This is a genomic window from Pseudomonas sp. H1h (genome assembly GCF_000633255.1).
GTDB lineage: Bacteria > Pseudomonadota > Gammaproteobacteria > Pseudomonadales > Pseudomonadaceae > Aquipseudomonas.
The window spans coordinates 322,682-336,879 of record NZ_AYMJ01000003.1 but is presented as its reverse complement, the minus strand read 5'-3'; the positions used below and the strand labels follow the sequence as shown (position 1 = coordinate 336,879).

The following is a 14,198-nucleotide window of genomic DNA, read 5'->3' as shown; positions in this document are numbered from 1 at the left end:
GGGATAACCTGCTGTAAATACGAGAAAAAGGAGCGCGCAGCCGCGAGTCCGTGCGAGATGCGCGCAGCCGGGAAAAGCTAAAACATCGAGGCCTGGGGGGCTGACATGGGAAGCGGGGACAAGCGGCCGGCCTTGGCGCCGCAGATCCTCCCTGTGGGTGAGGGCTTGCTCCGGGCGGCGTTCCGACGAATGCGCTGGTTCAGTCGATATTGATGGCGACTGTTACAGCGCATTCGGGAGCAAGCCCCCTCCCACAGGGTTTGGTTTGCACAATCAGTTCCGGGTCAGAGCCGGCGTTTGCGGTTGAGGCTCGGGATGGTGGTTTGTGGAATGAGCACTTGCTGCGCCTGATCGGTGGTGCTGAGCGCCAGCGCCGCCAGCGTCGGCTGGCTGAACAGTGCCCGGGCGTCGGTGTGCAGACCACTCTGACGCATGCGCGCCACCAGACTCACCGCCAGCAGTGAATGCCCGCCCAGTTCGAAGAAGTTGTCGTGCCGCCCGACCTGTTCAACACCGAGCACCTCGCCCCAGATCTGCGCCAGCGTGGTTTCGACGTCCCCCTGCGGCGCCACGTAAGGCCGGTTGATCACTGCATCCGCACCCGGTTCCGGCAGGGCTTTGCGGTCGATCTTGTCGTTTGGTGTCAGCGGCAAGGCGTCGAGACGCACGAACGCACCGGGCACCATGTACTCCGGCAAACGCTCCAGCACGTGGGCGCGCAAGGTCTCCAGGCTGGGTTCATCTACGCCAGAGCGCACGCTGTACCAGACCACCAGACGTTCGTCGCGCACCATCACTACCGCTTCGCGAATTGCCGGATGCTCGATCAGCCGCGCCTCGATTTCTCCTGGCTCCAGACGCAAGCCACGCAGCTTGATCTGGAAGTCGTTGCGACCAAGGAATTCCAGTTCACCGTCGTTGTTGTAACGCACCAGATCGCCGGTGCGGTACAGCCGATCACCCGCTACAAACGGGCTGTCGATGAAACGCTCGGCCTGCATCTCGGGCAAGCCGTGATAACCGCGCGCCACGCCGACACCGCCAATGTGCAACTGACCGCTGACGCCTTGCGGCACCGGTTGGTCGTAAGCGTCAAGCACATACAAACGCGTGTTGCTCAACGCTTTACCAATCGGCACCGCGCTGTCCGGCACCGGCATTGCCGGTTCCAGCGTCCAGCCGGTGCTGTCGACCGTGGTTTCGGTCGGGCCGTAAACGTTGTGCAAACGCACCCACGGCAGCCGTGCGCGCACCTGCCGCGCCAGCGCAGCACTGAGTTCGCCGCCACCATTAAGCACGTCGGTGAGGCTGGTGCATTGCTCGACACCCTCCTGCTCGATGAACTGCTGCAGCAACGCCGGGACGAACTTGACCACCGTCACCTGTTGCTGGCGGATGGTCTGCACCACGTAAGCCGAATCGCGGTTGCCGTCGGGCCGCGCCAGCACCAGACGCATGCCGGAGCACAGCGGCCAGAAGATCTCCCACACCGAACTGTCGAAGCTGAACGGCGCCTTTTGCAGCAGTGCGCCGTGTTCGGTTGGCGGACTGAGTTGCGAACCCCAGTGCACCATGTTGCAGGCGCTGCGGTGCTCGATCATCACGCCCTTCGGCAGGCCCGTAGAACCCGAGGTGTAGATCATGTAAGCGAGGTTCGAAGCGCTCAGGCCTGGTACCTGAAGATTGCCTGTCGGCTGCTGCTCCCAACTGCCGCGATCCAGGTCGATCAGCGCCACACCCGGGTCACCGAGCAGTTGGCGTGTGGCGCCGTGCACCAACAGCGCGACCGGCGCGCTGTCCAGCAACATGTAGTTCAGACGTTCCAGCGGATAGTCCGGGTCCAACGGCACATAGGCGCCGCCCGCCTTGAGAATGCCGAGCAGACCAACCACCAGATCCAGCCCACGCTCGACGCAGATCGCCACCCGCGCATCCGGCTGCACACCGAGTTCGCGCAGGTGATGGGCGAGGCGGTTGGCGCGCTCGTTAAGCTGGCGATAAGTCAGGCTGCGTTCACCGCCGAGCAGCGCGACGGCGTCCGGTTTGCGCTGCGCTTGTGCTTCGAACAAGGCGTGCAGCGGTTGCTCCAGCGAGCACTCGACTTGCGTCGCGTTGAAGTCCACCAACAAGCGCTGCAACTCATCGGCTTGCAGAATCGGCAAACGGCTCAACGGCTGTTGCGGCGCCTGCTCCAACGCCTGCACCAGGCCGCTCAACGCCGCGTGCATGTAACCGCAGATCCGCTGCGCGCCGATCTGCGCCACAGCCCGGCCGGTGAGGCGCAAGCCGTTGCCATAATCATCCACGCTCATGGTCAGCGGATAGTTGGTGCGTTCTTCGTTGGCCAGGGTTTCGATGCCTTGCCAGGACTGCCGGGACGGTTCCAGCAACTCCGATTCATCACTGTGCCGGTAATTGAGCAGCGCGCTGAACAGCGGCGACGGCGACGCCACCCCGCTGCAACGCTGGGCCAGCGCCAATGAAGCGTGTTCGTGCCCGAGCAGCGCGGTCAGCCGCGCGTGGGTGACACGCACGGCGTCCAGCACTCCGGCGTCGACGTCGATGCGCAGCGGCAAGGTATTGATGAACACCCCCAGCGCCCGGTCAGCACCCTCGCCGCCCTGCATGCGTCCCATCAGTACCGTGCCGAATACCACACGTTGCTGACCGGACGTCGCCGCCAGCACCCGCGCCCACGCCAGATGAATCAGGCTCGCGACGCTGACACCGGCCTGGCGCGCCTGATGGCGCAAACGCTGATAGACGTCTGTCGGCAGCGCCTGCTGCGCCTCGTCGATGCCGCGCCCGTCGCCCTGCACTTCTTGCAGGCCGAACGGCAGGGTCGGTTCATCGATGTCCGCCAGTTGTTCGCGGAAAAAAACCTCGTGCTCCTGCTCGCTGACGCCCAGCCGCGCCTGCGCCACGTAATTGCGATACGGCACTGGCGGCGCCAGCGCCACAGCCTGCCCCGACAGACTGGCCTGCAACTCGCCGCGCATCACTTCGAGGGCGATGTGGTCCATCGCCAGGTGGTGGAACAGCAGAATCCCCACCACCCTGCCCAGCGCCGGGTCACGGGCATACACCAGACGCATCAGCGGCGCCTGACTGACGTCAAGACGATAACGCCGGGCGTTGAAGCGCGCGTGCAACTGCTCGAGGATCGGCCCGTCAAGCGGATCAAGTTCGACTTCCTGCAACGGCAGCAGCGCGTCACGCCACACCACCTGCACCGGCGTGCTCAAGCCTTCCCAGACCACCGCCGTGCGCAGAATGTCATGACGCGCCATGACCTGGCGCAACGCAGCGGCGAAGGCCTCGACGCGCTCGATACTGTCGAACGCCAATTGGGATTGCAGCAGGTACGGATCGCCCTGCGCGGCGGTGATGTGGTGGTAGAGAATGCCTTCCTGCAACGGCGCCAGCGGATAAATGTCCTGCACATTGGCAGCTCCGCCCGGCACCGTGGCGATGATTCGCTCGATGTCCGCCTGCTCCAGTTGCACCAGCGCCAGCATCGCTGGAGTGATGTGCGTGCAATCGGCCGCGATGCGATTGGCCGGCACCTCGATTTCGCGCCCGCTGCCGACCGAGGCGGCCAGTGCCGCCAGGGTCGGCTGGCTGAACAGCACGCGCACGTCGCTGCTCAAATCGAGCTGACGCATGCGCTCGATCAGAATCACCGCCAGTAACGAATGCCCGCCCAGTTCAAAGAAATGGTCGTGACGCCCGACCCGCTCGACTTGCAGCACTTCAGCCCAGATCTGCGCCAAGGCCATTTCGACCTCGCCTTGCGGCGCTTCGTATTCGCGACGAATCAGATCGTCCGGCCCGGGCACCGGCAGCGCCTTGCGGTCAACCTTGCCGTTGGCGGTCAGCGGCAGAGCCGGCAGGCGTACGTAGGCGCTCGGCAGCATGGCGCTGGTCAGGCGTTCTTTGAGGTGCCCGTGCAATTGATTGATGTCCAGCGGCGCCTGCTCGGTGAACCAGGCCAACAACTGCCCGTCGCGCACCAGCACCACGGCTTCGCGCACCGCCGCATGGCTGGCGAGTGCGCTCTCGATTTCCCCCGGCTCGATGCGTACACCACGGATTTTCACTTGGTCGTCATTGCGACCCAGATATTCCAGGTGGCCGTCGGCGCGCCAGCGTGCAAGGTCGCCGGTGCGGTACATCCGCGCCCCCGTTTCAGCGCTGAACGGGTCGCGCAGAAAGCGTTCGGCGGTCAGGTCCGCACGGTTCAGGTAACCACGGGCGACCCCGGCACCGCCGACGTACAACTCACCGCTCACGCCAAGCGGCACCGGTTGCTGCTGCTCATCGAGCAGATACACCGTGGCGTTGCTCACGGGTTTGCCGATGTGCAGCGCCTGCCCGGCGTCGATACGCCCGGAGGTCGCCACCACCGTGGCTTCGGTCGGGCCGTAGTTGTTGATCACCGCGAACGATTGCTGGCGCGGGAACTGACGCAGGCGATCACCACCGATCAGCAGGGTGCGCAAGGTCGGGTGATCGAGTTGCCGACTGAACGCGTATTCGGCAATCGGGGTTGGCAAAAAGCTGACATCCAGCGGCTGCGCACGCCACCAGTCGAGCAGCGCATCGATGTCTTCGCTGCCATCGCTGGCGGGCGCCAGGTGCAGGATCGCGCCCACGCACAGCGCCGGCCAGACTTCCCAGGCCATCGCGTCAAAACCGAACCCGGCGAGACTTGAGGTATGGCTGCCGGCATTCAAGTCGAAAACGTCAGCGTGCCAATCCACCAGATTGCACAGGGTCCGGTGCTCGACCATCACCCCTTTGGGCAGGCCGGTTGAGCCGGAGGTATAAATCACATAGGCGAGGTTTGCCGGGGTCAGTCCGGGCACTTTCGGCGCGCCAAGGTTGGCGGCGGACCAAGTCTGGCGATCCAGCTCGATCACCGGCACCGACAACGCCGGCAGATGCCCGCGCAATGCGCTTTGAGTCAGCACCGCCTGCGGCGCGCTGTCATCCAGCAGATAGCTCAGGCGTTCAGCCGGGTGCGCCGGGTCGAGCGGTACATAGGCGGCGCCAGCCTTGAGAATCGCCAACAGCCCGACCAGCGTGTCGAGCCCGCGCCGCGCGATGATCGCCACCCGGTCATCCGGGCGCACGCCGAGATTGAGCAGATGATGAGCGAGCGCGTTGGCGCGCTGATTGAGCTCGGCATAAGTCAGGCATTGCCCTTGGTGAACCGCCGCCAACGCCTGCGGCCGTTGCACCGCTTGAGCCTCGATGCGCTGCTCAATCGTGGTTACGCTCGGATAGTCCACCCGCGTCGCATTCCATTGTTGCAGCAGCGCGACTTCTTCAGGAGTGCTCAGGCTGAACTCCATGACCGGCAGGTTCACCGCCTCCAGTCCTTGTTCCAGGATCAGCAGCCAGCGTTCGGCCAGAGCCTTGACCTCCTCGGCACTGAAATACGCCTCGCTGTAAATCAGGTACAGGCGCGCGTCATCGTTGGCCAGATTACTCAGCAGGTGCACCGCCAGTGGCGTCGCCTCTTCCACGTTGGAGACCTTGGTAACCCGCGCCAGCGCCTCGCCGTAGCGGTAATCGTGGGTGTCCTGCTCGTAGGAAACGGTCAGTTCGAACAGTTGCGAACGGTCCTCGCGCAACAGGCCCAGGGCGCGGTTCATCTCACTCAAGGGAAAGCGCTGATGACGGAAATCCTTTTTCAGTTCATCGCGAATGGCCCTGATCAGCTCACCGAATGTCTGTTCGCGGCCAAAGCCCATGCGCACTGCACTGATTTGCGCGAACAGCCCGAGGGTGGATTTGAAGCGTGCACCGGAGCGGTTGAGGATCGGCAGCCCCACCACCCATTCGTCACGCTGCGCGGTGCGGCTGAAATACACGTGCAACGCCGCCAGCAGGACATGGAACGCCGAAGCGCCAAACTCCCGCGCCACCTGTTTCATGCGCTGGTGCAGCAGCGCCGGCAGGGGCTGCGCAAGGACCTGAGTCTGGGCAGCGGCGCCGGCCAGACTCTGTTGGTGGCGCGGCAGCAGCAGCGGCTCGGGCAATTCTCGGTACTTATCCAGCCAGTAGGCACGGTCCAGCGTATAGCGGGGCGAGCCGTGATAGCGCGCATTGTCTTCGATGAAGTCGATGTACGACGGCGCGGTGGCCGGTGCGGGCCGGCCGTGCGCCAAGGCGTTGTAGATCTCGTCCAGCGACTTGAGCATTTCACCGAAGCTCCAGCCATCGACAATCAAATGGTGGGCCAGAATCGACAACCAATGCCGCTGCTCGTCGAGGCGGATCAGCAGGAAACGGAACAAGGGACCGCCATCCAGCACGAAGGGCTGATCGATGCGCTGCTGAATCAATGCCCGCGCTGCCGACTCCGGGTCGGCGTGCGCCGACACATCGTGAATCGGCATCGGTGCAGGCAAAGCGTGGGCAAATCGCTGCAAAGGCAGGCCATCGACACCGGCGCCCGGCAACAGGACCGTGCGCATGGCGTCATGCCGGGCCACCAGAACTTCGAGGGCCGCCTGCATGCAAGCCGGATCCAGTGGGCCGCTCAGGTTCATATACCCGCCGATGTTGTACAACGGCGAATCGCCGCGACTCAGCTGATCCAGCCAGATGTCCAACTGCGCAGCAGTCAGCGGATACGTCTGGAGCGATGCGGACGGGGTGTCCGCCGCAGGGGCAGAAATAGGCGGCATAAGATCCTTCTCATGTGATTTTGCGCCTATTCAAGCATCGCCCCCGGCGCTGACATGACACGTGAAACCCGGACAATCCGGTCCGCCGCACGGGGCTGTCAGCCCTTGTTGTGCCTGATAGGGCCGGAACTTTCTAAAAGTTCGGAGAGGAAACACTGAAAAGCTTGTAGGAAAAATGCCACACGCTAGCGCTGCCATCGACCTGCTCAGCCAGCACACAACAGCGCAACTTCCCCGGTTTCCGGGGCTTTAACGTGACCAAACAGTCACACAAAGCACGGCACCTGTACCAAACACCGTCAGAAGCCCGGCGCCAACTTTCAGAAATGATGGCACTTTGTGTCCCCGGTTTCCCCTACAGACGCAGGGCAAAACCATAGGCTTAAATCCCGCCCCAGATCAGTTTCAAGGAGAGATGATTGCGTGGGCGGCTTTTGCATAAACAGCGGACGACTCGGTGATGACTCGGAACCAGGGATGACAAGGATATGAATCTGACCGGCAGCATTCGCAACATGGAAAACCCGCATTTCTACTGGCAACTGGGAGAACTGATTGCCAGCACCGGCGACGATCATTTCGCCAGCAACCTGTTCCAGTTGGTCGACACCCTGGTGCCGGTCAACCGGGTCGATCTCAGCGAATGGACGCTGGACGAACGCCAGGCCAGCGTGGTCGAGATCAAGGCGCTGGGCAGCGCGGGCCTGCCGCAGACCTTCCCGCCGCCGGATCCGTTGCAACGCCCGGACGATCATCCGCTGTTGCAGAAGATGATCGAGATGAATGATTCACTGCTGATTCAACTCAAAGCATCGCTCCAGCCCAGACATCCGCAGCACAGCGTGCACCAGTGCAATCTGGTATCGCGCACCTCCAACCGCCGTTGTGTCATCTCGTTCTATCGGCCGCATACGCAACGGGTGTTTTCCCTGCCGGAGCTGTCGTTTCTCAAAAGCCTGTCCGACACGCTGTTGCCGCTGATCGAGCGCCACGCGCACCTGAGTCGGCAGATCATCGCCAAACAGCCACGCCAGCCATTGGCCGATCTGGAACAGGCACCCTTGCAGCAGGTGTTCGATGAGCGTCTGGCGCTGGGCGGCGTCGTTCTATCGGCGCGGGAAAAAGAAGTCTGCCTCGGTCTGCTGACCGGCGGCACCGTGCCGCAGTTGGCCGAGAAGCTGCGGGTCAAGAGCAGTTCGGTCGAGACCTATCTCAAACGTGCGACCGCCAAACTCGGGGTCAGCGGGCGGCATGGCCTGGCACGGTGGATGGCCGGGGCCTGATCCCCGACAAGCGCAATCAGGATTTTCCATTGGGCCGAGGGGCTGCAGTGCCCTGGCCCGACCGTGCCGAAACGGGCACGCCTTTTTTCTGCATGAGAACGTTCGATGTTGCGCATTTCCTTATTGTCCCTGGCCGTTGTGTTGGCCGGTTGTTCGTTGATTCCCGAGTACCAGCGCCCTGCCTCGCCGAGCGCTGCGCAGTATCCGCAAGGCGCCGTTTACCCGGCACAGACACAGCCTGCAACGCGCACTGAAGACTGGCGCACGCTGTTCAACGACGCGGCTCTGCAACAGTTGATCGAAAGCGCACTGGTCAACAATCGCGACTTGCGGGTGGCGGCGCTGAACGTCGAGGCGTTTCAGGCGCAGTACCGGATCCAACGCGCCGACCTGCTGCCGGCGGTGTCGGCCAACGCCAGTGAATCGCGCCAGCGCGTGCCGCCCAGCGTGACCCGCAGCAAAGCGCTGATCAATTCGACCTATGGGGTGAATCTGGGCGTCAGCGCCTATGAACTGGATTTTTTCGGCCGGGTACGCAGCCTCAGCGAGCAGGCGTTGCAGACCTGGCTTTCGACCGAACAGGCGCGGCGCAGTGCCGAGCTGAGCCTGGTGGCCAACGTCGCCAATGCCTATCTGACCTGGCGTGCCGATCAGGAGCTGCTCGAATTGACCCGCCAGACCCTCGCGGCCGACGAACAGAGCCTGCGCCTGACCACCCGCAACCGGGATGCCGGCAAGTCTTCGGCGCTGGAACAGGCGCAGGCCAAGACCAGCGTCGACAGCTCGCGAGCCAATCTGGCGCGCTATCAACGCCAAGTGGCTCAGGATCTGAACAGCCTGACACTGTTGGTCGGCACTCAGGTCCCCGCGACGTTGCCCGCGCAGCCGCTGTCCAGCGATCTGGTGCAGCAACTGCCGGCCGGGTTGCCGTCGGACCTGCTGCAACGGCGCCCGGACATTCTTCAGGCCGAGTCGAAACTCAAGGCCGCCAACGCCAATATCGGCGCGGCGCGTGCGGCGTTTTTCCCCAGCGTGAGCCTGACCGCCAACGCCGGCACCTCCAGCCGCGATCTCGCCGGGCTGTTCAGCGCAGGGTCCGGTGCGTGGACTTTCCAGCCGCAAATCAACCTGCCGATTTTCAACGCCGGTAGCCTGCGCGCGAGCCTGGATTATTCGAAACTGCAAAAAGATGTGGCCGTCGCCGAATACGAGAAATCGATTCAGACCGCGTTCCAGGAGGTCGCCGACGGACTGGCGGCACGAGGCACGTACCAGCAACAACTGCAGGCGCAGCGCGACCTGGTGCAGGCCACGCAGGACTACTACAACCTGGCGCAACACCGTTACCAGAACGGCGTCGACAGCAGCCTGACGTTTCTCGACGCACAGCGCTCACTGTTCAGTTCGCAGCAGGGTCTGATCACTGACCGGCTGGCGCAACTGGTCGCCGAGGTCAACCTGTACACCGCGCTGGGCGGCGGCTGGCGGGCCGATGAGGTCAGCGTTCAGTAGTCACTCGTCACTTTTTCTTACACCTTTTGTCGCCCGATCCTACGCTGCGCGGCGATCCGCGGCCGGCGTCTGCCTGCAGTTTGGTATCATGCGCCGCTTTTACGGTTAACCCCCCGCCAGTCCTGCTGACTGACGGGCTGCAAAAGGCGGTATTAGATGACGGCTTTGTTGACTCGCCGCAAGGTGCTTGCGGGAATGGGCGTGCTGGGCCTGGGCCTGCTCGCCGGCTGCGACACCCGTGGCCAACTGTCGTACAAGTACGGCAAGGACCTGAGTGACAAGATCCTCGGACGCACCTTCAAACTGAAGAGCACCGACGGCGAAACCATGTCGCTGTCGAGCTTCCGTGGCCTGATGCCGATGATCTTCTTCGGCTTCACCCAATGCCCGGCGGTGTGCCCGACCACCCTCGCCCGCGCGGCGCAAATCAAGAAACTGATGGGCAAGGACGGCGACCGTCTGCAGGTGATTTTCATCACCCTGGACCCGGAGCGCGACACGCCGCAGATCCTCGACGCCTACGTCAAAGCCTTCGACCCGAGCTTCGTCGCGCTGTACGGCACGCTGGAAGAAACCAAGGCCACCGCCAAGGAATTCGACGTGTTCTACGAGAAGGTGCCGGCGGGCGACACTTACACCATCTCCCACACGTCCACCAGTTACGTCTACGACTCGCGCGGCCAGCTGCGCATGGGTCTGTCTGTATCGCTTTCGGCACAAGAGTGCACGGAAGATTTGCTCACCGTTATGGAGGTCTGCTGATGCACCCCGTTCTGAACAACATCAAACGCGCCGTTTTCGGTCTGTCCCTGCTGGGCCTGGCATTTCAGGTTTCCGCCCAGACCAAGGTCGACGACGCCTGGGTGCGTGCGACCGTGCCGACCCAATCGGCCAGCGGCGCGTTCATGACCGTCACCGCCGACAGCGACAGCAAACTGCTGAGCGTTGCCTCGCCAGTGGCCAAAGATGTGCAGATCCACGAAATGTCGATGAAGAACGACGTGATGAGCATGGGCCCGGTCAAATCGGTTGACCTGCCGGCCGGCAAAGCCGTCAAGTTCGACCCGAACGGCTACCACGTGATGCTGATGGGCCTGAACGGCCAGCTCAAGGAAGGCGAAAGCGTGCCGCTGACCCTCACCGTGGAAAACGCCAAGGGCGAGAAAGAGACCGTTGAAGTCAAAGCCCAAGTCCGTTCGCTGACCACTATGGAAGGTCACGATCACAGCAAGATGCATTGATCCGACTTTGCGGTAATGAAAAAGGGGCGGCCCGATCGATTGATCAGGCCGCCCCTTTTTTTTTGCGCGTTACACGTTGGCGCAATCGCGCGGGTGATCATGTGTCTGGCCGCCCAAACGCAGTCGCTGCGTTCATAAATGAGTCGTCGGCGAATAACTGTCCCACATCCCTTGGTTCAAAGATTTCGCGCGAGCAACCGCGTGATCCTGCGCCGAGTCGCTTCACGCACATAGCCCTTGCTCAATTTCTCCAGATGCAGATTCAGACCATTGACCAGAAGCATGTTGCGTTTGGCGCTCTCGGCTTTCAGCAGGTAGTAAACGACAAATCCCGCAGACGCGCCCCACCAATCGAAGTAGGCCCCCGCCACTGCGGAAGTCGCCAGGCAGGCAATAAACGGGAGGTTCTTCCGGCTGCGAGGAAACAACTCTTCGTGAAGTGCTTTCCCCTCCGACAGCGGCGTGAGTCGGCCCTCGCAGTGGTTGAACACACAGATCGCGCTCCTGAGCTCGCCGCCCGGCACGCAGCCGTAGAGCACCGATATCTCATGGCCCCGCTTGACCGGCAGGTCCTTGTTGAACAGATCCAGCGACAGGTCACCCTGTGCAGTCCTGACCCAATATCGATCCTGACGCCCGCTGTCAGGCATCAAAAACTGCTCATGGCGAACCATCGTTCCTCTGAAATCAGCGAACTCGACGACGATCTTTCCACTCTTGAACGCTTGCATGGCTAATTCTGGCCTGTCGTCATCAATGCTTTCGTGCCAATGCATCACGCACACTTTGCCGAGACATCCCCGAGCTGGAACTGATCCGGGTTTTATGGTGAATCTCGCCGCTGACCAGGGTCACGACCGTTCGTTGTTGGCCATTGGGGGTGTCGCGCATGTCGATTCCTTGAGGGTTCCACGCCGGGCGACGTGCAAAGGGAAAATCCGTTGGGCGCAAATGCTACTGAGTGGCTATCACCCTGTCCACAAAGCACATCGACCGGAGCCTGCGACGGCGCCCCTTAAACAGTCTGAAACAATAAATCCACCGGAGCACACCACTCATCATTGGTCCCCTATTCGGCTGACACGAACGCCTGGCACGGCGTGAGGGCATCTGCCGGGCTGACGAGAGCAGATCAGGCATGTGTTTAAAAGGGCGATCAGACAGCCCACCCTTGGTATCATCGCGCACACTTTTATGACGGTTTGATGGCTGGAAGATCTTTTTGTGAGCGTTCTTTTTCGTTGGTTGCGGCAACCACACGCCCGCCTCTTTTCTCTGATTCTGCTGGTACTGATCGTACCGGTGTGCCTGCGCGCGGCGCTGGGCTGGTCATCGCCGCTGGGCTACTTGTCCGATCTGGCGATCGGCAGCCTGCTGCTGGTGTTGCTGCATCGGCGTGCGTGGTGGTGGGCGTTGCCGTTGCTGTTGTTCTGGGGCCTGCTGGCGGTGGCTACGACCGAGCTGGTCAGCGCGGTCGGCCGACTGCCGAACCCTGCCGATCTGCATTATCTGAGCGACCCGCAGTTCGTGGAAAACTCCACGGGGGGCGGTCTTGCCCATCCTGCCGTGGGCATCATTCTGGGACTGGCGTTGATTTTCTGGCTAGCGACCCGTTTCGCCAATCGCGCCCAACCCGCGCCCGCACTGCCCCGCACGCTGTGGGCGGCACCGGCGCTGCTGTTTGCCGCGCACTGGGGTGTGCAGAACCTGTGGCCGAACGATCAAGACCCGTGGCGCCTGTACAACCTGCCGCACCACTTGCTCGCCACGCAGGTGGCCGATCTGCAATTGCAGGCCGAAGAATGGCTGGACGGTGACGCCGAAGAACCCGCGCCGCAGATGACCGGGCTGACGGATCTGGACCTCAACGGACACAAACTGCTGGCCGCGCCGGGGCAGGCGCGCAACGTACTGATCATTACGCTGGAAGGCATTCCCGGCGCCTACATCCGCGCCAACCGCGAGGCGATCGGCAGCCATTATCAGGAAGACCTGATGCCCAACCTCAGCCGCTGGGCCGAGCGAGGCATGAACACGCCCGATTACGTACTGCATACCCACCAGACCATTCGCGGCCTGTACGCCATGCTCTGTGGCGATTACGACAAACTCAACAACGGTACGCCCAAGGGCGTGGAAATGCTCACCCAGCACGAACGCAATCAGGCATGCCTGCCGGCGCAACTGCGGCAGAACGGGTTCAGCACCCACTACCTGCAAGGCGCCGGGCTGCGCTTCATGGCCAAAGACAAGATCATGCCGCACATCGGCTTCGATGCGACCCATGGTCTGGAGTGGTTCACCAACGCCAACTACCTGGAATTCCCCTGGGGCAAGGATGACAAGGCGTTCTTCGAAGGCGCACTGGATTACGTCAGCCAACTGAAGAAGCAGAAACAACCGTGGATGCTCACCCTGCTGACCGTCGGCACGCACCAGCCCTACTCCGCACCGGAGCAATACCTGGAGCGTTACGACACACCGAAACAGGCCGCCGTCGGTTATCTCGACGATGCGCTGGAGCAGTTCCTCAGCGGTCTCGAACGCCAGGGCGTGCTCAAGGACACGCTGGTGGTGATCACCTCGGATGAATCCCACGGCATCGATGGCGTGCGCCTGGCATCGTCCTGGGGTTTCAACCTGACGCTGGCGCCGGAACACGAACAACTGCCGCGGCTGAATGCCGGAGTCTATGGGCATGTCGACCTGAGCGCGTCGATCCTCGACTATTTCGACCTGCCGGTGCCTACGGCATTGAGCGGCCGCTCGCTGTTTCGCGACTACGCCAGCGGGCGTGAAATCATGTCTTACACCAACGGCAAACTGCGCTACCACAACGGTCAGGGGACGTTCTCCGAGTGCGACATGCCGCGCCGTTGCCGCTACTACGAAAGTGCCGGGTTCATTGCCGACAGCGCCACCTTCAAGGGCAACGAAAGCAGCCAGCAGGCCCGACAGATTGCGGCGCGCGCCATGGCGCTGGACCTGTCGCTGCTGCGCACACCGCTCAATCAACGCTATCAGTTCGGCAGCAACAACGTGATCCCGCTGCAGGCGCAGATCAAGGATGACTGGGCCGACAACCTGATCGGTGCGCAATACCTGGAAATGCCCAAGGGCTCGCACACTCGCGTGCGCCTGACCGTGCGTTCAGTCGATCCACAGCAGACGGCGTACATTCAGCTCAAGGCCAAGGAGTTCGAACAGGACGTGCAATTGGGACTGCCGACCGAGATGGTCGCCACGGCGGACCAGCCACTGGAGATGGATTTCAGTTTCGACAACCCGAAACAGCGCAAGGCCTTCTCGTTCCACTTGCTGGGCTATGGGCTGGGGGCGGTCGAGGTCACGGATTTCAGTGTGATCACTGAGTTGCCAGGGCAGGAAGATCCACTGGATGCGCTGCCGGACGACGACACCGCGCAATCGAGTTGAGGATATTGCCAACGTCACGCACCTGGCGT

Annotated in this window: 7 protein-coding genes; 5 read left to right on the top strand and 2 right to left on the bottom strand. The window is 62.4% G+C overall.

Features of this window, described 5'->3' with window-relative positions; genetic code table 11:
- Positions 1 to 284 precede the first annotated feature (284 nt).
- Positions 285 to 6,698 carry a non-ribosomal peptide synthetase gene (locus U862_RS0103450; RefSeq protein ID WP_025109114.1) on the bottom strand — a complete coding sequence of 2,138 codons (6,414 nt, stop codon included), beginning with the start codon at positions 6,696 to 6,698 and terminating at the stop codon, positions 285 to 287.
- A 488-nt stretch (positions 6,699 to 7,186) separates the two neighbouring features.
- On the opposite strand from U862_RS0103450, the gene U862_RS0103445 reads away from it, so the two are divergent.
- The 4 genes from U862_RS0103445 (at position 7,187) to U862_RS0103430 (ending at position 10,734) form a co-directional block, all read left to right on the top strand.
- Positions 7,187 to 7,981 carry a helix-turn-helix transcriptional regulator gene (locus U862_RS0103445; protein WP_025109113.1) on the top strand — a complete coding sequence of 265 codons (795 nt, stop codon included), beginning with the start codon at positions 7,187 to 7,189 and terminating at the stop codon, positions 7,979 to 7,981.
- Positions 7,982 to 8,086: 105 nt separating this feature from the next.
- The gene (locus U862_RS0103440; protein ID WP_029977436.1) at positions 8,087 to 9,493 is read left to right on the top strand and encodes an efflux transporter outer membrane subunit; all 1,407 of its coding nucleotides are present in this window, start codon (positions 8,087 to 8,089) and stop codon (positions 9,491 to 9,493) included.
- A gap of 156 nt (positions 9,494 to 9,649) precedes the next feature.
- Positions 9,650 to 10,255: an SCO family protein gene (locus U862_RS0103435; protein ID WP_025109111.1), complete on the top strand. Its 606-nt coding sequence runs from the start codon at positions 9,650 to 9,652 to the stop codon at positions 10,253 to 10,255.
- Entirely contained in the window at positions 10,255 to 10,734 is a 480-nt protein-coding gene (locus U862_RS0103430) for a copper chaperone PCu(A)C (protein WP_025109110.1), read from the top strand. The genes U862_RS0103435 and U862_RS0103430 overlap by 1 nt, the downstream gene beginning before the upstream one ends.
- 176 nt (positions 10,735 to 10,910) lie before the next feature.
- Here the strand turns inward: U862_RS0103430 and U862_RS0103425 are convergent, their stop codons facing one another.
- Complete coding sequence (locus U862_RS0103425) at positions 10,911 to 11,510, bottom strand: hypothetical protein (RefSeq protein ID WP_256214615.1); 600 nt, start codon at positions 11,508 to 11,510, stop codon at positions 10,911 to 10,913.
- A 448-nt stretch (positions 11,511 to 11,958) separates the two neighbouring features.
- Here U862_RS0103425 and U862_RS0103420 point away from each other — a divergent pair, with 448 nt between their 5' ends.
- Entirely contained in the window at positions 11,959 to 14,169 is a 2,211-nt protein-coding gene (locus U862_RS0103420) for an LTA synthase family protein (protein WP_025109108.1), read from the top strand.
- The last annotated feature ends 29 nt before the right edge of the window (positions 14,170 to 14,198 follow it).

What these genes read in the sequence shown, in the direction of transcription:
- U862_RS0103450 (WP_025109114.1), bottom strand. Translation starts at nt 6,698, where the DNA reads ATGCCGCCTATTTCTGCCCCTGCGGCGGACACCCCGTCCGCATCGCTC.
- U862_RS0103435 (WP_025109111.1), top strand. Translation starts at nt 9,650, where the DNA reads ATGACGGCTTTGTTGACTCGCCGCAAGGTGCTTGCGGGAATGGGCGTG.
- U862_RS0103430 (WP_025109110.1), top strand. Translation starts at nt 10,255, where the DNA reads ATGCACCCCGTTCTGAACAACATCAAACGCGCCGTTTTCGGTCTGTCC.
- U862_RS0103445 (WP_025109113.1), top strand. Translation starts at nt 7,187, where the DNA reads ATGAATCTGACCGGCAGCATTCGCAACATGGAAAACCCGCATTTCTAC.
- U862_RS0103425 (WP_256214615.1), bottom strand. Translation starts at nt 11,510, where the DNA reads ATGCATTGGCACGAAAGCATTGATGACGACAGGCCAGAATTAGCCATG.
- U862_RS0103440 (WP_029977436.1), top strand. Translation starts at nt 8,087, where the DNA reads ATGTTGCGCATTTCCTTATTGTCCCTGGCCGTTGTGTTGGCCGGTTGT.